The organism is Mesorhizobium sp. CNPSo 4670 (genome assembly GCF_057784235.1).
Window position 1 is genome coordinate 97472 of sequence record NZ_JBWJFQ010000023.1, and the last position, 22090, is coordinate 119561.

At 62.5% G+C, this 22090-nt stretch carries 21 protein-coding genes; 9 read left to right on the forward strand and 12 right to left on the reverse strand.

All coding sequences use genetic code 11. The features are described 5' to 3' along the window. Positions 1 to 230 precede the first annotated feature (230 nt). Complete coding sequence (gene holA / locus AC0ZT5_RS29215) at positions 231 to 1274, forward strand: DNA polymerase III subunit delta (RefSeq protein WP_488499256.1); 1044 nt, start codon at positions 231 to 233, stop codon at positions 1272 to 1274. A 291-nt stretch (positions 1275 to 1565) separates the two neighbouring features. Here the strand turns inward: holA and AC0ZT5_RS29220 are convergent, their stop codons facing one another. The 5 genes from AC0ZT5_RS29220 to mnmE form a co-directional block, all read right to left on the reverse strand. Further along, a complete protein-coding gene (locus AC0ZT5_RS29220) occupies positions 1566 to 2453 on the reverse strand; it encodes a ParB/RepB/Spo0J family partition protein (protein ID WP_488499257.1) in 888 nt (295 codons plus the stop codon). Between the two features lie 67 nt (positions 2454 to 2520). Then, on the reverse strand, positions 2521 to 3321 hold the full coding sequence (locus AC0ZT5_RS29225; RefSeq protein ID WP_095084379.1) for a ParA family protein: 801 nt from the start codon (positions 3319 to 3321) through the stop codon (positions 2521 to 2523). Between the two features lie 42 nt (positions 3322 to 3363). Further along, positions 3364 to 3996: a 16S rRNA (guanine(527)-N(7))-methyltransferase RsmG gene (gene rsmG / locus AC0ZT5_RS29230; RefSeq protein ID WP_488499258.1), complete on the reverse strand. Its 633-nt coding sequence runs from the start codon at positions 3994 to 3996 to the stop codon at positions 3364 to 3366. Beyond that, positions 3993 to 5873: a tRNA uridine-5-carboxymethylaminomethyl(34) synthesis enzyme MnmG gene (gene mnmG / locus AC0ZT5_RS29235; protein ID WP_488499259.1), complete on the reverse strand. Its 1881-nt coding sequence runs from the start codon at positions 5871 to 5873 to the stop codon at positions 3993 to 3995. The genes rsmG and mnmG overlap by 4 nt, the downstream gene beginning before the upstream one ends. A 414-nt stretch (positions 5874 to 6287) precedes the next feature. Further along, positions 6288 to 7619 (reverse strand): tRNA uridine-5-carboxymethylaminomethyl(34) synthesis GTPase MnmE, encoded by a 1332-nt coding sequence (gene mnmE / locus AC0ZT5_RS29240; RefSeq protein WP_488499260.1) that lies wholly within the window; start codon positions 7617 to 7619, stop codon positions 6288 to 6290. A 62-nt stretch (positions 7620 to 7681) separates the two neighbouring features. On the opposite strand from mnmE, the gene AC0ZT5_RS29245 reads away from it, so the two are divergent. After that, positions 7682 to 9700 carry a thioredoxin domain-containing protein gene (locus AC0ZT5_RS29245; protein WP_488499261.1) on the forward strand — a complete coding sequence of 673 codons (2019 nt, stop codon included), beginning with the start codon at positions 7682 to 7684 and terminating at the stop codon, positions 9698 to 9700. A 157-nt stretch (positions 9701 to 9857) separates the two neighbouring features. Here the strand turns inward: AC0ZT5_RS29245 and rho are convergent, their stop codons facing one another. From rho to hemE, 3 genes are all read right to left on the reverse strand, one after another. After that, on the reverse strand, positions 9858 to 11123 hold the full coding sequence (rho, locus tag AC0ZT5_RS29250; protein WP_095083886.1) for a transcription termination factor Rho: 1266 nt from the start codon (positions 11121 to 11123) through the stop codon (positions 9858 to 9860). A 164-nt stretch (positions 11124 to 11287) separates the two neighbouring features. Next, the gene (hemJ, locus tag AC0ZT5_RS29255; protein ID WP_488499262.1) at positions 11288 to 11833 is read right to left on the reverse strand and encodes a protoporphyrinogen oxidase HemJ; all 546 of its coding nucleotides are present in this window, start codon (positions 11831 to 11833) and stop codon (positions 11288 to 11290) included. After that, positions 11833 to 12864, reverse strand: a complete 1032-nt coding sequence (gene hemE / locus AC0ZT5_RS29260; protein ID WP_488499263.1) for a uroporphyrinogen decarboxylase — start codon at positions 12862 to 12864, stop codon at positions 11833 to 11835. Before hemE ends, hemJ begins: the two co-directional genes overlap by 1 nt. A 404-nt stretch (positions 12865 to 13268) precedes the next feature. Between hemE and AC0ZT5_RS29265 the strand changes: the two genes are divergently transcribed. The 5 genes from AC0ZT5_RS29265 (at position 13269) to dnaQ (ending at position 17172) form a co-directional block, all read left to right on the forward strand. Then, positions 13269 to 14090, forward strand: a complete 822-nt coding sequence (locus AC0ZT5_RS29265; protein WP_095083883.1) for a pyruvate, water dikinase regulatory protein — start codon at positions 13269 to 13271, stop codon at positions 14088 to 14090. A 265-nt stretch (positions 14091 to 14355) separates the two neighbouring features. Next, on the forward strand, positions 14356 to 14955 hold the full coding sequence (locus AC0ZT5_RS29270) for a Maf-like protein (protein WP_488499264.1): 600 nt from the start codon (positions 14356 to 14358) through the stop codon (positions 14953 to 14955). Further along, positions 14948 to 15790 carry a shikimate dehydrogenase gene (locus AC0ZT5_RS29275; protein WP_488499265.1) on the forward strand — a complete coding sequence of 281 codons (843 nt, stop codon included), beginning with the start codon at positions 14948 to 14950 and terminating at the stop codon, positions 15788 to 15790. Before AC0ZT5_RS29270 ends, AC0ZT5_RS29275 begins: the two co-directional genes overlap by 8 nt. Next, positions 15787 to 16392 carry a dephospho-CoA kinase gene (gene coaE, locus AC0ZT5_RS29280; protein ID WP_488499266.1) on the forward strand — a complete coding sequence of 202 codons (606 nt, stop codon included), beginning with the start codon at positions 15787 to 15789 and terminating at the stop codon, positions 16390 to 16392. Before AC0ZT5_RS29275 ends, coaE begins: the two co-directional genes overlap by 4 nt. Positions 16393 to 16467: 75 nt before the next feature. Next, positions 16468 to 17172, forward strand: coding sequence for a DNA polymerase III subunit epsilon (gene dnaQ, locus AC0ZT5_RS29285; protein WP_488499267.1), 705 nt, complete (start codon positions 16468 to 16470; stop codon positions 17170 to 17172). A 99-nt stretch (positions 17173 to 17271) separates the two neighbouring features. Here dnaQ and AC0ZT5_RS29290 read toward each other — a convergent pair whose 3' ends face one another. Continuing rightward, a complete protein-coding gene (locus AC0ZT5_RS29290) occupies positions 17272 to 18207 on the reverse strand; it encodes a hypothetical protein (protein ID WP_488499268.1) in 936 nt (311 codons plus the stop codon). 311 nt (positions 18208 to 18518) lie between these two features. Between AC0ZT5_RS29290 and AC0ZT5_RS29295 the strand changes: the two genes are divergently transcribed. After that, positions 18519 to 18761 (forward strand): hypothetical protein, encoded by a 243-nt coding sequence (locus AC0ZT5_RS29295; protein ID WP_488499269.1) that lies wholly within the window; start codon positions 18519 to 18521, stop codon positions 18759 to 18761. Between the two features lie 213 nt (positions 18762 to 18974). On the opposite strand, the gene AC0ZT5_RS29300 is transcribed toward AC0ZT5_RS29295, so the two are convergent. From AC0ZT5_RS29300 to AC0ZT5_RS29310, 3 genes are all read right to left on the reverse strand, one after another. Then, positions 18975 to 19295, reverse strand: coding sequence for a hypothetical protein (locus AC0ZT5_RS29300; RefSeq protein WP_488499270.1), 321 nt, complete (start codon positions 19293 to 19295; stop codon positions 18975 to 18977). Between the two features lie 762 nt (positions 19296 to 20057). Next, the gene (gene secB / locus AC0ZT5_RS29305) at positions 20058 to 20558 is read right to left on the reverse strand and encodes a protein-export chaperone SecB (RefSeq protein WP_095083878.1); all 501 of its coding nucleotides are present in this window, start codon (positions 20556 to 20558) and stop codon (positions 20058 to 20060) included. A 113-nt stretch (positions 20559 to 20671) separates the two neighbouring features. Next, the gene (locus tag AC0ZT5_RS29310) at positions 20672 to 21172 is read right to left on the reverse strand and encodes an FxsA family protein (RefSeq protein WP_184872744.1); all 501 of its coding nucleotides are present in this window, start codon (positions 21170 to 21172) and stop codon (positions 20672 to 20674) included. A 199-nt stretch (positions 21173 to 21371) separates the two neighbouring features. On the opposite strand from AC0ZT5_RS29310, the gene AC0ZT5_RS29315 reads away from it, so the two are divergent. Next, the gene (locus AC0ZT5_RS29315) at positions 21372 to 22079 is read left to right on the forward strand and encodes a Tim44/TimA family putative adaptor protein (RefSeq protein ID WP_184872745.1); all 708 of its coding nucleotides are present in this window, start codon (positions 21372 to 21374) and stop codon (positions 22077 to 22079) included. Positions 22080 to 22090 lie beyond the last annotated feature (11 nt).

The following is a 22090-nucleotide window of genomic DNA, read 5'->3' on the forward strand; positions in this document are numbered from 1 at the left end:
CGCGCCGGCCTCCGAGGCACAACATGAAGATATGTCCGCGAAATTTCTTGTCGATGTTGGGCGGCGGCGCGCAATTAGGGGCAAGGTTGCCGGAGGTTTTTCGCCAGATAAGGTTTGGTTGGCAACAGTTGGGTTCCTCTCCCTCACTTTGCGCCCCGGAGGGGAGGAAGGACGGCAAGGTTGGCGGACCCAAGCTGGAAGCCGCCACAGCATCATGCTAACCACCCCCCATGGCACAGAAGAAAGCTTTCGAGGTCGATTCCTGGCTGGCCCGTCCGGACCAGCGCATCTCGATCGTCCTGCTCTACGGCCCCGATCGCGGGCTCGTCGCCGAGCGCGCCAAGGCCTTTGCCGAAAAGACCGGCCTGCCGCTCGACGATCCGTTCTCGGTGGTCAGGCTCGATGGTTCGGAGGTTGACCGCGACGAGGGCCGGCTGCTCGACGAGGCGCGCACCGTGCCGATGTTTTCCGACCGGCGCCTGCTGTGGGTGCGCAACGCCAGCGGCCAGAAGGCGTTGGCCGATGACGTCAAGGCGCTGACCGCGGAGCCGCCCCGCGACGCCATCATCCTGATCGAGGCCGGCGATCTCAAGAAGGGCGTCGGGCTACGTGCCGTGGTCGAGGCTGCGGACAACGCCATGGCGCTGCCCTGCTATGCCGATGAGGCCCGCGACATCGATGCCGTCATCGACGACGAATTGCGCAAGGCCGGCATGTCGATGACCATGGAGGCAAGACAGGCGCTGCGCCGAAATCTCGGCGGCGACCGGCTGGCTTCGCGGGGCGAGATCGAAAAGCTCATCCTCTACGCCCATGGCCAGAAGGAGATCGGCTTCGACGACGTCAGGGCGATGTCGGGCGACGTCTCCGGCGCCTCTTTCGATGACGCCGTCGACGCGCTTCTCGAAGGCAAGGTCGGCGATTTCGACACCGCCTTCACCCGGCACTGCCAATCCGGTGGCCAGCCCTTCCTGGTGCTGTCCTCTGCGATGCGCCAGTTGCAGGCGATCCAGGCCATGCGCGGCCAGATGGAGTCTGCCGGCCGCAACGCCGCTTCGGTCGTGGCCGCCGCCCGCCCGCCGGTTTTCTTCTCGCGGCGCAAGCTGGTGGAGAAGGCGCTGGAGCGCTGGAGCAGCGAAGCCCTCGGTCGCGCGCTGACCCGGCTGCAGACCGCTGTGCTGCAGACGCGGCGGCGCCCGGATCTCTCCGTCGCACTGGCGCGCCAAGCACTGCTTGGCATTGCGGTGGAAAGCAGCCGGCTGGCGCAGCGGTAGTTTTGGGACTGACGGCTCAGCCGTCGAGGTCAGCGCCGCCCCTCATTGCCCTGCCGGGCATTTCTCCAGTGAACGGGGAGAAAGGGGCTGGCCGCCACGCTGGCGCTATTCCTGCGACGTTGGCGATTGTCGAAACCGCTGATGACAGCGTCCCTCGCCCGTTTACGGGAGAGGATGCCGGCAGGCAGGTGAGGGGCGGCGCTGGCGTACCAAGCACTTGGAATAACGAGCGAATTCCATTTGAGTGAGCCCTTGGTAGATCAGCCTTCCATCAGAATATTCGCCGGCTAACTACCGCTCCTGCTTCAGCCGGCGGCATAGCTCGTCGAGCTGCTCCAGCGACCGATACGCGACACGAAGCGTGCCGCCTTTGCTCTTGTGGTCGATCGACACGATCATCCCGGTCGTATCGGTCAACAGCTTTTCCAGCGCCAGCGTGTCGGCGTCCTTCTGTTCCGGGCTTGCCGCCGGCTTGGCTTCCTTTGTCGTGCTGCCGGCCGGCATCTGCGCCAGCGCCTCGGCCTGGCGCACCGAGAGCCCTTCTTCGACGATGCGCTTGGCAAGGCCGGCCGGATCTTCCGCGGTCACCAGCGTGCGGGCGTGGCCCGCCGACAGAGCGCCGTCGACCAGCATGTCGCGGATCACATCCGGCAGTTTCAAGAGTCTCAGCGTGTTGGCGACATGGCTACGGCTCTTGCCGATCACCTGGCCGAGATCAGCCTGGGTGTAGCCGTGATCGTCGATCAGCTGCTGGTAGCCAAGCGCTTCCTCGACCGCGTTGAGGTCGGTGCGCTGGACGTTCTCGATGATCGCCAGTTCGAGCGCGGTGCGGTCGTTGACCTCGCGGATGATGACCGGGATATCATTCAGCCCGGCGCGCTGCGCCGCGCGCCAGCGCCGCTCGCCGGCGATGATCTCGTAGCGGCCGGCCTGCGTCGGCGACGGCCGCGCCACCACCGGCTGCACCACGCCATGTTCGCGGATCGAGTGGGCGAGGTCGGTCAGCTCGGCCTCGCCGAAATGCCGGCGCGGATTTTTCGGATTTGGGGTCAGGAACTCGATCGGCACCTTGCCGTCGGCGCTCATCCCGGGCTTTTCCGGTGCCACCGGACGATCGATTTCGCCGATCAGCGCTGCCAGCCCACGCCCCAGTCTCTTTCTCGAAAGGTCTTCGCTCATAACACTTCCAGTTAACATCCAGATCGTTTCGGTATCGAATCGGCTCTTAATTATGCATTGCAGCTAATCAAGCGGCCCGCAATTTACGCTCGCGGCGGATCACTTCCGACGCGAGCTGCAGATAGGCCTGGCTGCCCGAGCATTTCAGATCGTACAGGATCGCCGGCTTGCCGTAGGACGGAGCCTCGGACACCCGCACATTGCGCGGAATGATGGTCTCGTAGACCTTGTCGCCCATGTGTGCCCGCACATCCTGCACCACCTGGTTGGCGAGATTGTTGCGACCGTCATACATGGTCAGCACGATGCCCTGGATGGTGAGATCCGGATTGATCGAGCGGCGCACCTGCTCGACGGTTTCCAGCAATTGGCTCAGGCCTTCGAGCGCGAAGAATTCGCACTGCAGCGGCACCAGCACCGAATCGGCCGCGGCCATCGAGTTCAGCGTCAAGAGATTGAGCGACGGCGGGCAGTCGATCAGCACATAGCCGAAACCGGCCGAACGGTCGGCCGAGGCACGCAAGGCGTTGCGCAGCCGCAGCACCCGGTCAGGCGCCGAGGCGATCTCCATCTCGATGCCGAGCAGGTCGAGCGTCGACGGCACGATCGACAGGCCGGGCACCGCCGTCGGGATCGCCGCAGCTTCCAGGTCCAGTTCGCCCGTCAGCACGTCATAGGACGAGACCGTCCGGTCCTTGCGGTCGATGCCGAGGCCGGTGCTCGCATTTCCCTGCGGATCGAGGTCGACGATCAGCACCTTTTCCCCGATTGCCGCGAGCGCAGTAGCCAGATTGATGGCGGTGGTCGTCTTACCGACACCGCCCTTCTGGTTGGCTACGGTGATGATTCGGGGGCCATTCTTCATCATGGATCTATGCCAGAAATTCATTTTTGGGTCGCCTGGAGCAAATCAGACAGGTCGAAGATTCGACAGTTCGAGGATGACCCCATGCGGGTCGGTCACGCTCGGATGTTCTACCAGATCGAAGGCCCATCGGTGAACGCTTTCTTGCACTTCCGCGCGGTAATCCCGGCCTTTGTGGAACAGCCCGCGGGCGCCTGACGTCAGCCAGGGCGCCGACAGGTCCAGCAAGGTCGAAAGCGAGGCCAGGGCACGCGCTGTGACGATCTGCGGCGCCGGGACCAGCGCATGGCTGTCTTCGATGCGGCGCGCCACCACCCGCGCCGGCAGGCCGAACTGGCCAATGACGGTCTGCAGGAACGACGCCTTTTTGCGATTGCTTTCAACCAGATCGATGCTCGCCCCGTCGCGCTCGGCAAGCAGGAAGGCCATGACAAGGCCCGGGAATCCGCCGCCCGAACCGATATCGACCCAGTGATTCGCGGTCGGCTCGATACGCCCAAGCTGCGCGCTGTCCAGGATGTGACGCTGCCAGACATCGCCTGCCGTCGACTGCGCAACCAGATTGATGCTGCGGTTCCATTTCTGGAACATCTGCTCGAACGTCACCAGGCGGTCGAATGTTTCACGTGAAACCGGACCGGCCGCGTCCTGCAGGCTCTTCCAAGAGAAAGAATTCACGCAACGTCCCTCTGGGGCCTCTGCGCATTCTCTTCATGGCGCACATGCGCGACGATGATCGCCAGCGCGGCCGGCGTCATGCCTTCCATGCGCTGGGCATCGGCGATGGACCGTGGCCGCCGCGCCTGCATCTTCTGTTTCAGCTCGTTGGACAGCCCGGGCACACCGGCGAAATCGACTGTCTCCGGGATCAGCCGGCTCTCTTCATGCCGGATCTGCGCCACATCTGTCTTCTGGCGGTCCAGATATACCGAATATTTCGCTTCCGTTTCCAGGCGCTCGGCCGTTTTAGCATCAACCGCCGCAAACTTGGGCTCGACGCGCGCCAGCCAACCGACGTCGACACCGGGATAGGCCAGCAGTTCATAGCCGGAGCGGCGCACGCCATCCCGGTTGATCTCCAGCCCATGCCGCGCCGCCTCGTTTGGGGTCATGGTCAGCGACACCGCCAGCCGACGCGCTTCGTCGAGCTGCTGCATCATATTGCCGTAGCGCTGCATCCGCTGCGCGGAGGCGATCCCCAACCTGGCGGCGAGGGGCGTCAGCCGCTCATCGGCATTGTCGGCGCGCAGCGACAGCCGGAACTCGGCCCGCGAGGTGAACATCCGGTAGGGCTCGCTGATGCCGCGGCTGGTTAGATCGTCAACCATCACGCCGATATAGGCCTCGGTGCGGCTAAGCACGATCTGCTCGCTGCCGGCCGCACGGCGCGCCGCATTGAGACCAGCGAGCAGGCCTTGCCCGGCGGCTTCCTCATATCCGGTGGTGCCGTTGATCTGACCGGCGAGAAAGAGACCACTGACGCGCCTGGTCTCCAGACCCGTGGTCAGCTCGCGCGGATCGACATGATCATATTCGATGGCATAGCCCGGCTGCAGCATCACGGCGCGCTCTAGGCCAGGGATGGTCTTGAGAATATCCAGCTGAACATCCTGCGGCAACGAGGTCGAGATGCCATTGGGATAGACGGTGTCGTCGTCGAGCCCTTCCGGCTCTAGAAAAATCTGGTGCCCGTCCCGGTCGCCGAACTTGACGATCTTGTCCTCGATCGATGGGCAATAGCGCGGCCCGACACCTTCGATCGAGCCGGAATACATGGCGGACCGGCCAAGATTGGCGCGAATCAAATCATGCGTCGCCGCGGTCGTGCGGGTGATGCCGCACTCGATCTGCGGTGTTTCGATGCGATCGGTCATCAGTGAGAACGGCACCGGATCCTCATCCGCCGCCTGGCGATCCAGCGACACCCAATCGATGGTCTTCCCGTCCAGCCGTGGCGGCGTGCCGGTCTTCAGCCGGCCGAGCTTGAAGCCGACGCGGCTCATCGTCGCCGAGAGGCCCATGCTCGCCTGCTCGTTCATCCGGCCCGCAACGATCTTCTTGTCGCCGATATGGATAAGCCCGCGCAGGAAAGTCCCGGTCGTCAAAACGACGGCGCCACAGGCGAGCCGCCGGCCGTTGGCCAGCAGAACAGCCCCGATCCGCCCATCGACGATCTCGAAGTCGAGAACCTCGCCCTCGATCACGTCGAGATCGTTCTGGAGCCGAATCGCATCTTGCATGGCAAGGCGATAGAGTTTGCGATCCGCTTGAGTGCGTGGCCCGCGCACCGCTGGCCCCTTACGACGGTTGAGCAGGCGGAACTGAATGCCGGCGGCATCAGCCACCCGACCCATCAACCCATCCATGGCATCGATCTCGCGAACCAGATGGCCCTTGCCGAGACCGCCGATGGCCGGGTTGCACGACATCACGCCGATCGTGTCGAAGCGCAACGTCACAAGCGCGGTGCTGGCGCCGGCGCGCGCCGCTGCACTCGCCGCCTCGCAACCCGCATGGCCACCGCCCACCACAACCACATCATAGTGATCGGTCATTTCCACAACGTCCTAGACTCAAAAAAGATTGAGCGACACATGTCCCCGCAAGGCGATGCTGTCAAGAAAACTCCGCTGCTCGTTTCACGTGAAACAACCCTGTGGCGAGCCTTCGCCATGTTTCACGTGAATCCGCGCTCCAAACAGCAGGGCAATCACAGCTTGGCGCTGCCCTCACCTGCCTGCCTGCATCCTCTCCCCGTACCGGGACGGGAGAGGGCGCTGACATCTACGGTTTCGCCAATTGTCGGCGCTGCAGAAAAGGCGCTGGCGCAACGGCCAGCCTCTTTCTCCCCGTCCCTATACGGGGAGAAATGCCCCGGCAGGGCAATGAGGGCACCAGCGTCCAGCCACTGTGTTTCACGTGAATCAACGAGGTCGCCACCGCGATGCGCTGCCAATGTTTCACGTGAGTCATTTCCCAATGCAAAACTGCGCAAAAATCACGTCGAGCATATCCTCGACATCGATGGCACCGACGATCCGTCCGAGGCGGTCGGCGGCGAGCCGCAACTCTTCGGCGCGCAGCTCCTGCCCGACGGCCCGCTCGTCAACCGCCCGGTGCAGATGGCGGTTCGCCTCGCCAAGCAAGTCGACATGGCGCAGGCGCGACGGCAGGACATCGCCGGCGCTGCTGGCCGCATGCGCTGCCTGCCGGCCGATTTCCGCCAACAACGCGTCAACGCCGGCCCCATCGACGACCGAGATCACGTAATCGTAGCGCCTGTCCGCACTGGCAGCCGCTTGGCTATCCAAAAGGTCTCGCTTTGTGCCGACCTGCAAGGCCGGAATCGCCGACGGGATCGAAGCAATCGCCTGCGGCTCAGCGACGTCCTGCAACAGCAACAACAGATCGGCGCTATCGGCCTTGGCCCTTGCCTTCTCGATGCCGATCGCCTCGACCTTCCCAACCGCCTCGCGCAGCCCGGCGGTGTCGGTCAACCTGACGCGCAGCCCCTCCAGATCCAGCACCACCTCAAGCAGGTCGCGGGTCGTGCCAGGCTCATCCGTTACAATAGCTGCATCGCGCCGCGCCAAGGCGTTGAACAGACTCGACTTGCCGGCATTGGGCGCACCGAGAATCACGACCTCGAACCCATCGCGGATGATTTCTGCGGCGCGAAATCCGGCAATGTGTCGGTCGATCTCGTCGATCATCGCCCTAACATCCGACCAGACCGTATCCGAAACGGAACCTGGCACATCATCCTCGTCGGCAAAGTCGATCTCGGCCTCGATCATGGCGCGGGCGTGGATCAGCCGGCGGCGCCAACTCAAATAGAGCTCGCTCTGAACACCTTCCGCATTCTGGACCGCAAAGCGCCGCTGCGCCTCGGTTTCGGCGTTGACGAGATCGGCCAGCGCCTCGGTTTCGACCAGGTCAACCTTGCCATTGAGGAAGGCGCGACGGGTGAATTCGCCGGGTTCGGCATGCCTGACACCGTCGAAACCGGTGATCGTCTCCAGCATCCTGCCCACCACCGCGCGCCCGCCGTGAACGTGGAATTCCGCCACATCCTCGCCGGTAAAGCTTGCCGGGCCGGGAAAGAAGATAATCAGGCCGTTGTCGAGCACGGCTCCATCAGGCGCCCGGAACTTGCGCAAAACCGCCACCCGGTCCTTAACCATGCTGCCGGCGATCGTTTCGACTACGAATCGAGTCTGCGGGCCTGAAATGCGGATGACGGCGACGCCGGCAGGAAGCCGGCCGCTCGACAGCGCGACAATCGAATCCCTTGAAATCATTTGCCCGCTCTACCGCACTGCCCTAGCTTTGCCCGTCCAATCGCATCGCCGAGTGCTTCATCGTGACATTGCCTCCGCAAAACCTGCTTGCCGAAGAAGCCAGCCCCTATCTGCAGCAGCACAGCGGCAACCCTGTCCATTGGCGGGCCTGGTCGCCGGCTTCGCTTGAAGAGGCGAGGGCGCTGGACAGGCCGATCCTGCTCTCGGTCGGCTATGCCGCTTGCCACTGGTGCCATGTCATGGCGCATGAAAGCTTCGAGAACGACGACGTCGCCGCCGTCATGAACCGTCTGTTCGTCAATATCAAGGTCGACCGCGAGGAGCGTCCGGACATCGACCAGATCTACATGGCCGCACTGTCCTCGATGGGCGAGCAAGGCGGCTGGCCGCTGACCATGTTCCTGACGCCGGACGGCAAGCCGTTCTGGGGTGGCACCTATTTTCCGCGCGAGCCACGTTATGGCCGCCCAGGCTTCATCCAGGTGATGCAAGCGGTGGACAAGGCCTGGCGGGAGAAAAGGGCGAGCCTGAACGAGAGCGCCGACGGCCTGACCACGCATGTCGAGGCGCGGCTGGCTGGTTCGCATGCCAAAACAGTGCTTGATCGCGACACGCTGGAAGGCCTTGCCAGGGGCATCGACGGCATGATCGATCGCGATCTCGGCGGGTTGCGCGGCGCGCCGAAATTCCCCAATGCGCCGTTCATGCTCACGCTGTGGCTGTCCTGGCTGCGCGATGGCAGTTCCACACATCGTGACGATGTCCTGCTCAGCCTCGACCGGATGCTGAGCGGCGGCATCTACGACCATATCGGCGGCGGGCTCAGCCGCTATTCGACCGATGCCGAATGGCTGGTGCCGCATTTCGAAAAGATGCTCTACGATAATGCGCAGCTCGTCCGCTTCTGCAACTGGGCCTATGCGGCGAGCGGCAATGATTTGTTCCGGGTACGAATCGAAGACACCATCGACTGGCTGTTGCGCGAAATGCGGGTCGACGGCGGCGCCTTCGCTGCCAGCCTCGACGCCGACAGCGACGGCGAGGAGGGCCTGTTCTACACCTGGAGCAGGGAGGAGATAGAAACCGCACTCGGTGATGATTCGGCCTTGTTTTTCAAATACTTCACACTCTCCAGCCCACCTGGCTGGGAAGGCAAGCCGGTCGTCCATCAAACCAGCTCGCAGCAAGCCCAAAGTGTGGTCGATCGCGACCAACTCGTGCCGCTCAAAGCGAAACTTCTCGCCATAAGGGAAGGGCGGGTCAGGCCGGGTCTCGACGCGAAGACGCTCACGGACTGGAACGGCCTGATGATTGCAGCCCTGGCGGAGGCCGGCCGGTCGCTGGCTCGGCGCGACTGGATCGACGCCGCGGCAAAGGCCTTTGCCCATATCAGCGCCGCCAGCCGCGACAACCGGTTGCCGCATTCGATGCTCGGCGCCAGGAAATTGTTTCCGGCGCTGTCCAGCGACTATGCCGCCATGGCCAATGCCGCGATCGCGCTGTTCGAAGCCACCGGCGACTGGAGCTATGTCGAGCAGGCCAGCCGGTTTGTCGAGCAGCTCGATCTCTGGCACGCCGATGCCGACAGGACCGGCTACTATCTCACCGCTTCCGACAGCACCGACCTGCCGATCCGCATCCGGGGCGACGTCGACGAGGCCAGTCCGTCCGCGACCGGACAGATCATCGAAGCGCTGGTTCGGCTCGCCTCCGTCACCGGCGATCTCGACCTGCAGGAGAAAGCCTGGAACCTCGCCGAGCATGCCGCCGGCCGGGCCGCGCAGCAGGCCTATGGCCAGGCCGGCATCGTCAACGCCTGCGCGCTGGCGATCGAGCCGCTTAAGCTGGTGCTAATTGATGATCCGACCAATCCCGAACTTGTTCCGGTTGCGAATCGAAACCCCGATCCGCGTCGGGTCGACATAATGGTTTCTATCGGTTCGGAAGCGAATCGACCCCTGCTGCCCGGCGGTATCCTGCCGCCGACCGACGCAGCCGGCGGCTGGCTCTGCACCGGTCAAGTCTGCCTTCCCGTTGTGACGAATCCCAAAGAGCTCGAACATCTCTTGCGTCGCCAATAGGATCAGGAAACCTCGCCTTCCACCGACGGGGGGAGTCCGCTGCCACATACGGCCACGCCGTATCTGGAATGCGACCTGATCCCGGACAATGAAAAACCCCATCCCGGTTTTGCCGGAATGGGGTTGATGCTTAGGCCGGAAGGTGTCGGCCAGACCGTTACGTGTTCATCGAATCGAAGAAATCCGCATTGGTCTTGGTCTGCTTGAGCTTGTCGATCAGGAACTCGATCGCGTCCGTGGTGCCCATCGGCGCCAGGATGCGGCGCAGCACGAAGATCTTCTGCAGGTCCTGCTTGGAGACCAGAAGGTCCTCCTTGCGGGTACCGGACTTCAAGATGTCCATGGCCGGATAGATGCGCTTGTCGGCAACCTTGCGGTCGAGCTGGATTTCGCAGTTGCCGGTGCCCTTGAACTCCTCGAAGATGACTTCGTCCATGCGGCTGCCGGTGTCGATGAGCGCAGTCGCAATGATGGTCAGCGAGCCGCCTTCCTCGATGTTGCGGGCGGCACCGAAGAAGCGCTTCGGCCGCTGCAGAGCATTGGCGTCGACACCGCCGGTCAGCACCTTGCCGGATGACGGCACAACCGTGTTGTAGGCACGGCCGAGGCGGGTAATCGAATCGAGCAGGATGACGACGTCGCGGCCATGCTCGACCAGGCGCTTGGCTTTCTCGATCACCATTTCGGCGACCTGGACGTGACGCACCGCCGGCTCGTCGAAGGTCGAGGAGATAACCTCGCCCTTCACCGAGCGCTGCATGTCGGTGACTTCCTCCGGCCGCTCGTCGATGAGCAGGACGATCAGATAGCATTCCGGATGGTTGGCAGTAATCGAGTGGGCGATATTCTGCATCAGAACCGTCTTGCCGGTACGCGGCTGCGCGTTGATCAACGCGCGCTGTCCCTTGCCGATGGGCGCCACCAGGTCGATCACGCGCGGCGAGATGTCCTTGCTGGTCGAATTGTCGATCTCCATCTTCAGCCGCTTGGTCGGATAGAGCGGCGTCAGATTGTCGAAGTGGATCTTGTGACGGATCTTTTCGGGATCGTCGAAATTGATGGTGTTGACCTTGAGCAGGGCGAAATAGCGTTCGCCCTCTTTCGGGCTGCGGATCGGCCCTTCGACGGTATCGCCTGTCTTCAGCGAAAACCGGCGGATCTGCGAGGGTGAGATGTAGATGTCGTCGGGACCGGGCAGATAGTTGGCATTGGCGGAGCGCAGGAAACCGAAACCGTCCTGCAGCACCTCGACAACACCGTCACCGATGATCTCGATCTCCTGGGCGGCCAGTTTCTTCAGGATAGCGAACATCAGCTCCTGCTTGCGCATGACGCTGGCGTTTTCGACCTCGAGCGATTCGGCATAAGCGATCAGCTCTGGTGGCTTCTTGTTCTTGAACTCTGCGAGTTTCATTTCTTGCATAGACGGACTCTGAATCTGCTTTGGGGAAAATATATCGGCGGGATGCGACAAATGCCGGGCGCGGCCGAAAGCAATAAAGGGCGGCGCATGACGGGAAGGAAGACCCGTCTTTTATCGTCGCTTGGGTGAAAGAGCAAGCTGCGTTTTATGGGCCCTGGTAAGAGCTAAAACGGCTTGACGACAACCAGGATCACGATTGCGATCATCAGTAATGTGGGGATCTCGTTGATCATCCGCCAGTGCCGGGCCGGTTTTTCGTTGCGGTCCTCGGCAAATTTGCGCACCGCGCCGGCCAGATAGCCATGAACGGCGGACAATAGAAGCACGGCACCGATCTTGGCGTGCAGCCAGCCACCATGGAAACCAAAGCCTTTCCAGGCGAGCCACAGACCAAAAACCCAGGTGGCGATCATTGCCGGATTGATGATACCGCGGAGCAGGCGGCGCTCCATCACCTTGAAGGTCTCCGACTGCACCGAGCCCTTCTCGGCATCCACGTGATAGACCAGCAGCCGCGGCAGATAGAGCATGCCCGCCATCCAGGAGATGACGGCAAGGATGTGGATCGCTTTCGCCCATGGATAGAAGCTGTCGGGCGCGACGAAAAACAAAAGTGCCGTGAGAACGACCAGCACGGCAATGCCGATCATCATCCGCATCATTGCCTGGCCGGTGCTGTTGGTGCTGCCAGTGCTGTTTGAATGAGTCATCAGCGGGTCGCGCTCCTCACCAGTTTCACCATTGTCTCGACATGCGCTATCGGCGTCTCCGGCGTGATGCCGTGACCGAGGTTGAAAATCAGCGGCCCGTCGCCCAGCGTTTTCAGGATAGCCTCGACACCATCGGATAGGGCTTTGCCGCCAGCAACGAGCCGCAAGGGATCGAGATTGCCTTGGACCGCACCCAAGCGCTGCAAATCCTTCGCCGCCACCAGGGGCACCGTCCAGTCGATCCCCAGGGCCGTTACTCCGGTCTTCTGGCGATAGGTCCGGTACCGCGCACCGGCCCCCTTGGGAAAGCCAATGATTGGAACATCGGGATGAACCGCCCGGACCCGGCCAACGATCTCGGCCACCGGCTGAACGCAGAACAGGTCGAACGATGCATCATCGAGAACGCCCGACCAGGAATCGAAGATCTGCACCACATCCGCACCGGCCTCGATCTGGCGGATAAGATAGGCGGCCGAATGATCGGCAAGCACTTTCAGCAAATGTTGAAAGGCTTCCGGCTCGCGATAGGCGAACAGCCGCGCCGGCGCCTGGTCGGGCGTGCCATGGCCGGCAATCATATAGGTCGCCACCGTCCAAGGCGCGCCGCAGAAGCCGATCAGCGTTGTCTCATCGGGCAGTTTTGCCCGCAGGCGGCGGACCGTCTCGTAGACCGGTTCGAGATTCACGTGAAACGTTTTGCTCTCCAGAGCCGCAATCTCTGGCGCCGTGATCGGCGTCAGCAGGGGCCCGCGCCCCTCTTCGAAGCGTACGTCGCGGCCAAGCGCGTGTGGAACGACGAGAATATCCGAGAACAGGATCGAGGCATCGAAGCCGAAGCGCTCGATCGGCTGCAAGGTCACTTCGACGGCAAGGTCGGGATCGTAGCAAAGGTCGAGAAACGAACCGGCCCGCCGGCGTGTCTCGCGATATTCCGGCAGATAACGCCCGGCCTGACGCATCATCCAGAGGGGAGGCGGAAACACCGTCTTGCCCTTCAGGACGTCCAGCATGATCCGGTTCTGGGGCATCGAGCGCTCGCTTCTCCAAGCCTCTCTATAATCAAAGATTCTTATATCTAAGATTCTTCTGATTCTAAGAGTCTGTTGGTTGTGGTGGTTGTCACCTGTCCCGCTTTGCCCACAAAAACACCAGCCAGCATATTGTCGCGCGCTTGCCTCTCCAAACTGTAGGGTTCTGGGGAAAGCCTGGAATCCATGACTGGAGTCAAGGCGTTAGGAAGCGAATGGAAAAGCCGTCGCTGTGGACAGGCGAGAGGCAAAAGACACCGTCCCCAGACTTGTCCCCAGCCGCTCGGCGAAGCTGACAGTGCGACGAATTGTGGACAAACTGCCATCTGATACAGTCACCCGTGACCGGCCCGTCTTTCCATCCCGCTTTATCCACAGCCGCCCACAGCCTGGAGTGACCCCTTGTGAACAAACCCCAGAGCTTCTTCCACCTGCACCTGATTTCCGACGCGACCGGCGAAACGCTGCTCGCCGCAGGCCGGGCGGCTTCCGCGCAATACAAGGACGCGCGCGCCATCGAGCATATCTACCCGCTCATCCGCACCGAAAAGCAGGTGGCAAAAGTGTTCGAGGACATCGAGGAGGAACCGGGCATCATCCTCTACACGGTCGTCGACCAGAAGCTGGCGCGCGGCATTGACGAGCGTTGTGCGACCATGGGCCTGCCCTGCGTGTCGGTGCTGGAGCCAGTGCTGACCGTGTTCCAGTCCTATCTCGGCACGCCGGCCGGCCGCCGCGTCGGCGCCCAGCATGTTCTCGACGCCGAATATTTCCGCCGCATCGACGCGCTCAATTTCACCATGGAGCATGATGACGGCCAGCTGCCGGCCAATATGGACGATGCCGACATCGTGCTGATCGGCATCTCGCGCACGTCGAAGACGCCGACCAGCATCTATCTCGCCAACCGCGGCATCAAGACCGCCAACATCCCGATCGTGCTCGGCGTGCCGGTGCCGGAGAGCCTAGTCAACGCCAAGACCCCGCTGATCGTCGGGCTGATTGCCACCGCCGAGCGCATCTCGCATGTCCGGCAAAACCGCATCCTCGGCAACAGCAGCACTTACGAAGCGAGCGACTATGTCGACCGCGCCGCCATCACCGAGGAGCTCGCCTATGCCCGCCAGATCTGCACGCGCCATGGCTGGCCGATGATCGATGTCAGCCGCCGCTCGATCGAGGAAACGGCGGCGGCGATCGTTGCCCTGCGCGGCAAGTCGAGATAAATGAGCGAAAAGTGAGTTTTCCGAGTCTTCTCCAGGCGAAATCTAGCCGAAAGTCGTTGCTGCCCCTCACCCGCCTGCCGGCCCCCTCTCCCCGTATAGTGGCGGGGAGAGGGGCGCTGCCATCGATGGTTTCGCCAATCGCCAGCGTGGCCGGAAACAGCGTCGGCGCTGAAGCTGTCCGGCAGGACAATGAGGGGCAGCGCCCACTTTACCGACTAGAGCTGCTCATACTCTAACCGCGCCTGTGTCTGCGCCCGAGTGCAAAATGACCGAAAAAATCATCCTCGCCTCTAGCAGTTCGTTCCGTAAGGCGATGCTCGTCAATGCCGGCGTCGACGTCGAGGCGGTTGCGGCCGACGTCGACGAGCGGGCGCTCGAGGCGCCCTTGCAGGACAGCGGTGTTTCGCCCGAGGATGTCGCCCTGGTGCTGGCCGAGGCCAAGGCGACCGAGGTCAGCGAGCGCAGGCCGGGTGCACTGGTGCTCGGCTGCGACCAGACGCTGTCGCTCGGCGACGACGTGTTCCACAAGCCGGCCGACATGGAGGGCGCGCGCCGTCACCTGCTGGCATTGTCGGGCAAGACCCATCAGCTCAACAGCGCCGCCGTGCTGGTCCGCGATGGTCAGGTGCTGTGGCGGCATGTCGGCATCGCCAGCATGACCATGCGCAAGCTCGACCCTGCCTTCATCGGCCGCCATCTGGCTCGCGTCGGCGCCAAGGCGCTGGCCAGCGTCGGCGCCTACCAGGTCGAAGGCGAAGGCATCGAGCTCTTCGAGAAGATCGAGGGCGACCATTTCACCATTGTCGGCCTGCCGCTGCTGCCGTTGCTGGCCGAACTTCGTGCCCTTGGAGCGATCGATGGCTGAGGCGACCAAAAAAGCCTTCGTCACCGGCCATCCGATCAAGCATTCACGCTCGCCGAAGATCCACGGCCACTGGCTTGCCCAACATGGCATCGTCGGCAGCTACCAGGCCATCGACGTGGCGCCGGAGGACTTTGCTCAATTTCTGGCGACGCTCCAGGCGAACGGTTATCGCGGCGGCAATGTCACCATTCCGCACAAGGAGGCCGCCTTCGCGCTGGTCGACCGGCGTGATGAGGCGGCTGAAGAGATCGGCGCCGTCAACACGCTGTGGTTCGAGGACGGCATCTTGTGGGGCGGCAACACCGACGGTCACGGCTTTGCCGCCAATCTCGACGATCACGCGCCGGGCTGGGCGAGCAACGGCCCGGCGGTCGTGCTTGGCGCCGGCGGCGCCTCGCGCGCCGTCATCCATGCACTGAAGCAACGCGGTGTCGCCGACATCCGCATCGTCAACCGCACGCTGGCCCGGGCGCAGGAATTGCGCGATCGCTTCGGCGCCGGCGTTACCGCGCACGGCACTGCGGCGACCGGCGAACTGCTTGCCGATGCCGGCCTGCTGGTCAACACCACGGCGCTCGGCATGCAAGGGGATGAAACCCTTGCCGCCAATCCGGCCTTGCTGCCGGATCACGCCATCGTCAACGACATCGTCTATGTGCCGCTGGAGACGCCGCTGCTTGCCGCGGCCCGCGCAAGGAAGCTGAAGACGGTCGACGGTCTCGGCATGCTGCTCAACCAGGCCGTGCCCGGCTTCGAGCGCTGGTTCGGCGTCAGGCCGCAGGTTACGGCCGAATTGCGTGCGCTCATCGTCGCCGACCTGGTGCCGAAACCATGATCGTGCTCGGTCTCACCGGCTCGATCGGCATGGGCAAGTCGACAACGGCCAGGATGTTTGCCGAGGCCGGCGTGCCGGTTCATGATTCCGACGAGGCGGTGCATCGCCTCTATGCCGGCAAGGCCGCGCCCTTGGTCGAAGCGGCCTTTCCCGGCACGACGGACGCCGGCGTGGTCGATCGCACAAAGCTGGGCGCACGCGTGCTTGGCGACGCCAGCGCGCTGAGGCGGCTGGAGGCCATTATCCACCCGCTGGTGCGCGCCGATGCCGATGCCTTCCTGGCGCGCAACCGGGCCGCCGGAGCGCCGCTCGCGGTGCTCGACATTCCGCTGTTGTTCGAAACCGGCGGCCGCAACCGCGTCGACAAGGTCGTCGTCGTCACCGCCGCGGCCGAAGTGCAGCGCCAGCGCGTGCTGGCGCGACCGGGCATGACCGAGGAAAAACTGGAATCGATCCTGGCCAAGCAGGTGCCGGATGCGGATAAGCGTCGTCAGGCCGATTTCATCATCGACACTGGACAAGGGATGGACGCCGCCCGCGCGGCGGTCAAAGCCATGGTTGCGGATCTGACCGGGGATAAGTCAAGGAATGCCATCTCCTGACGCCAGGCCGTCAGCATTGCCCATTGCCATTTTGTTCCGGTCTTATGATTCTGCTCGCCTGGAGCGACTGATTCGATGCGTGAGATCATCTTCGACACGGAAACCACCGGCCTCGATTCGCGCGACGACCGCGTCATCGAGCTGGGCGGCATCGAGCTGGTCAACCGCTTCCCGACCGGCAAGACCTTCCACCACTACATCAACCCTCAAGGGCGGCCGATCCACGCCGAAGCGCAGGCGGTCCACGGTATCAGCGCCGCGGACCTCGCGGGCAAGCCGACCTTTGCCGAGATTGCCGAGGAGTGGCTGGCCTTCATCGACGGCGCCAAGCTGGTCGCCCACAACGCAACGTTCGATGTCGGCTTCCTCAATGTCGAATTCGGCCGCCTCGGTCACCCGGTCATCGACAATGGCCGTGTCGTCGACACGCTGGCGCTGGCGCGCCGCAAGCACCCGATGGGCCCCAATTCGCTCGACGCGCTCTGCCGGCGCTACGGCATCGACAACACGAGGCGCACCAAGCACGGCGCCTTGCTCGATTCCGAACTGCTGGCCGAAGTCTATATCGAGCTGATCGGCGGCAAGCAGGCAGCCCTCATCCTCGACAGCGCCACCGCGCCGGCTGAGGGTAACGAGAATGTCCGCCAGATCGAAATCACCATCAGCCAGCGCCCGACGCCCTTGCCGTCGCGCCTCACCGACGCCGAGCGCGACGCGCATGCCGGCATGGTCACCACGCTCGGCGAAAAGGCGCTGTGGCTGAAGGTTGTGGCTGGCTAATGCATGTCACCAAAGTGCGCAGCGGTTTGGGACGACGACATGCATGAAAAAGACCTAAGGCGTTGATGGGCGAAGGTCCCGAACCTCGGCATCAGCACACTATGCCGGATACCGCAGCCACTGACGGTCGAACACGTCGAGGATGGCGTGGAACTCGGCCGGCGGGATCTGGAGAGCGCCGCCGTCGCTGCTGTCTCCAGCCAGGAACTGCGCGAGCTGCCGGTTGACGGCTTCCGGTTGATCGATGGTCAGGCCGAGCGCTGCCAGATCCGCGACGATCGACCGGTCGGACGTCAGATATCCGCCCCATAACTCGGTCGCATGCGGCGGATCGGGCAAGCGGATCATCAGGATTCTGCTCAGTGACGGCTGCGGCTCCGGACCGATGATGGCGCCGCCGCACAGATATCCGCCGAGCACGCTTCCCGGCTGCGACTGCGGGAACAGACAGAAGAAGAAGTGAGCGTCGCCGCCGGATTCTTTCAGATGTGCATAGAGGCCGCGTTTTGCCGGCGTGACCGGCCCGCCGATCAGCAGCTGCCCGGTCGGCAATATTTCGCGATAGGCTGCAATCAGGCCGTGCCCATCCGGCCCGGCTTTAATAGACATGCTGCCTTTGATGAGTTGGCCGCGATAATAGGGCGACATGGCGCGCGAATAGCAGGCATAGGTGCCGACCAAGGCCAGGCCAAGACTCCCATCCTCGTGCAAGGATCCCTTCGATGGCGCAGCGGCACGGCGCTCCAGCTCAGCCCTGTCGATGCCGTGGCGGGCGCAGATCGCCGCGGTGAAGGCTGGCAGGTCGCTCGCGGCAACCCAGGCTCCGGGCTGCTCTAGGCCGAGAAGCTTCGACCAGTCGTCATAGACGCTGAGTTCGCGCGGCTGCGCGCGGCCCTGCAGCCATTTGTCGGCGCGACCGACATCGAACGCCGTCTTCGGGTTGACAGCGCGGAATGCAGCCGCGAGGTCCTTGCGGGAGACGGTTCCGAGCAAAGTCGAGGTCAGCCTTAGCTTCTGCGCGATATGCTGTGCCATCCGACGCCCCACTTGCCCTTTGCACGCATAACACGTGCCAGCACCGGCACCCACAGCTTTTCCACAGACCTGAATTCCAGGAAATCCGCAGAATTCCACGCTGTTCCACGCGCGCGCCCTTTGCCATTTGGAGGCTGGCACTAAGCTTGCGGCGGCAGGGGGCAAAAAACCTTCACGAAACTCGCACTATCCGGTCAATCCCCTTCCTTTGGCCAAAGTCGTGACACGGCCGTCGAGCACTGCCGACGCCGAGCTTTCAAAACGATCATACCAACCGCAAATGTCGCCCCTCACAAGGAAGGAACGATTAGATGTCCTGGTCTACTTCTCCCGCAACTCCCTACGTCGCGGTCGCGACTGGATGCGCCGCGCTTCTGCTGCTCGTGAACTTCGGACCGACCGGAGAAATTCAGGAGCGGCATGTCAACGGCACCCCCTCAGCGCAGGCCGTCGAGCCGACGCGCATCGAAGTCGACGGCGGTGCGCATGCGATCCGCTTTTTCATCGATGGAAAACAGGTCGCCCTGCTCAATTCGACTGGGTTCGAGGAATGAACTCACGCTTGCCATACAGCCGCTTGCCCGTCGCGCGAGCCGATTACCGATGGCCGGCACCCCAAACAAAAAACCCGGCACAAGGCCCCACCTCCTAACCAAAATGTGGACTGCAGGGAATTAAACTGCTGTCCACATTGTTGCGCGTTGGCGCTCGTGGCGTTTCACAGATGCTCTTGGTCTACAATTTGGGTAGCGGGTTTGAAATTTCGCTTAAGACGGGTGGCCGAATGTGGTCACAATAAGCCCAGCCACTCCGAAGCAGCCCACGTAAACAATAACACCGTAGCCAATCACCCGGCGGGCAGTTCGGAAACGCGGTGAGAACAATTCGGCATTCAGTCTTGCTCTTAGCTTCTTGATGCGTTCGGGTCCCCACGACAGGTTCTGCTCGCCACTTGGCACAGTGAAATCGGCCCGCAAAAATATGCTGAGAAATGAGACCACCACGGCCACGAAACTCACGATCATGAGAACGACCAAGGCTGTAATCGGAAGAACCAGCTGAGGATTGTTCGTCCATTCATACTTCAATTCCCCCACTCCTCCGCTTTTTTGTACGGTCGGCGAACCATCGGCTTCTCGAGCGCTAAACTGACCCGCTACCCAGATTTATTGCGTCTCGATGGTTTCCTCCAACTTCTGTACCATCCAAGCTTTTGGGTGGGAGCGCCGACCAATCGATAGCCAACGTTCTGCGCAACCTGGATGACAATACTAGCGAACCACATCCCGCTGAGGAAACCCAAGGGGCCGAAAACCTTTCCCAGCGTTGGCCCTCCAACGCTCGCGGCCAAGGTCGCAACAGCCAATCCGCAGGATGTTGAGAGGCAGAGATAGGCCACCAGGAAGAACGGCACAAACCAGATCAAACCCTTCTTCGAGGCCGATGGTCGGCCAGTGGATGCGCTGATAGCAACGATAGCGGCAATGGCACAGACCGAGAGAACTGCCAATTTGACAACCATCTCGGCGATTGGTGGTGCCACTTTCTTACCTCATAAACTGGGCAGCCAAGCATACCATGCTCATCGAGTTTCGGTTGCCGCAGATTCTGCACCAAAAGGTCACTTGGTCGATGTCCCGCTTATGCCGGCGATGCTGCGACGGACCTGCATGAAGAATTGGTCGACCTGATGGGGCGAGGTGGTCGTCTGTTTCAGATTTTTCCAGCAAGAAAAACCCCACAAGCCTTTGCGACTTATGGGGTTTTTCGGAAACTTCAACTTGAAGTCCACATTTTGGTTAAGGGCTCGGCACAAGGCCGGGCTTTTCATGAATTCTGCAAGGCAAGCCTCAGCTCACCTTGACGTTCGACGCGGCCTGGTCTTCCGCCAGTTTCTGCTGGAACATCTGCGCGAAATCGATCGGGTCGAGCATCAGCGGAGGGAAACCGCCGTTGCGCGTCGCTTCGGCGATGATCTGCCGGGCGAAGGGGAACAGCAGGCGCGGGCATTCGATGAACAGGATCGGCAGCATGTGTTCCTGCGGGAAGCCGCTGATCGCGAACACGCCGCCATAGATCAGCTCGACATTGAACAGCACTTCCTGGTCGAAGGAGGCCTTGGCGTTCAGCGTCAAATTGACGTCGAACTGCTTGTCGGAGAGCGGGTTGGCATTGACATTGACGTTGATGGCGATGCCGGGCGCCTTGTCGCGGCCGCGCAGCGAATTCGGCGCGCCGGGGCTTTCGAAGGACAGATCCTTCACATACTGCGCCAGGACGTTGAGCGACGGCTGTGCCGCATTGCCGTTTCCGTTGGCTGCGCCGGGCGCCGCGTCATCTTTGCTTGCCATAAGCCTTTGTCCTCTTGCCTGGGCAGCATCGCTGACCGAATTGAAATCGGGCGTTCGCTACCATGGTCGGCATGACAAGACAAGGTTTGCCGCCTTGCTTCTGGACCGCCGCCCTATTCGTCCTTGAGGCGGCGCCAGGGAGAGTTGTGGTCCGGTCCGCGCGCATAGTCGTCGCTGCGCGAATAATCGCCATCGTCGAGGTCGATGGTCTTGTCGCGCTGCCGGCCGCGGAACCCGCCGGTGCTGAAATTGGTAGCCAGCACGACGCGGCCCTTCAACGCCCGCCAGGCGAGATCGCGGACCGGCGGCAGGAACAGCAGCAGGCCGATGATGTCGGTGATGAAGCCGGGTATGATCAAGAGGATCGCCGCCAGCACGATCATCGCGCCATGCGCGAGCTGCCGGCTCGGATCGCGGCCGGCGTCCATCTCGGCCCGGATCCGCGTCATGACGCTGAAACCCTGGTGCCGGAGCAGCAGCGCGCCGGCGATGCTCGACGCCAGCACCAAGCCGACCGTCGCCAGGGCGCCGACTTGGCGTCCGACAACCACGAAGCCGGCGATTTCCAGCAGCGGCAGCGCCAGGACAAAAAGGGGAAGGAACGAAATGCGCAAGTCTTGCCAAGCCTTTTCGATCGTTTTGGCCGCTGGCGAGCATTCGCCGCTGGCACTGGGCCTGTTAGATAGGTATGCCTGCCTTTGATTTGAATGATTGCGCCTTGCGTTCTATATGCTTTGAATGTTGAACGCTATGCGACCGTAGCCCTTGGGGCCGGCGGTCTGGCCACAAGGCAGGGATTGATTGGCGGAAGATATGGGATTCTTCGACTTCGGCACGATTTTCTTCCTGATTGCGGCAGTGGTCATCTTTTTCCAACTGCGCAATGTGCTGGGCCGACGCACCGGCAGCGAACGGCCGCCCTTCGACCCCTATACGGCGGCCCGCAGCGGCGACAAGGATGCCGCCCAGAAACCCGAAAATGTCGTCTCGCTGCCGCGTAAGCGCTTGCCGGGCGAGCCTGCGGCCGAGACTTATGCGGCGATCGACGCCTTCGCCAAGCCCGACACCGACCTCAACAAGGGATTGCGCACGATCAAGGACAATGATCCGTCCTTCGAGCCGAAGAGCTTCGTCGACGGCGCCAAGATGGCTTACGAGATGATCGTCATGGCCTATGCCGACGGCGACCGCAAGACGCTGAAGAACCTGCTGTCGCGCGAGGTCTATGACGGCTTTGTCGCCGCCATCGGCGAGCGCGAGGCCAAGTCGGAAAAGATCCAGTCCTCCTTCGTCGGCATTGACAAGGCCGACATCGTCTCGGCCGAGATGAAGGGCGGCGAGGCGCATGTTACGCTGCGCATCATCAGCGAGCTGATTTCGGCGACCCGCGACAAGGCCGGCGCCGTCATCGATGGCGACCCCGAAACCGTTGCCGAGGTCAAGGACGTCTGGACCTTCGCCCGCGACACGCGCTCGCGCGATCCGAACTGGAAGCTCGTCGCCACCGAGGAAGAAGACTGAATCCCCGGTAG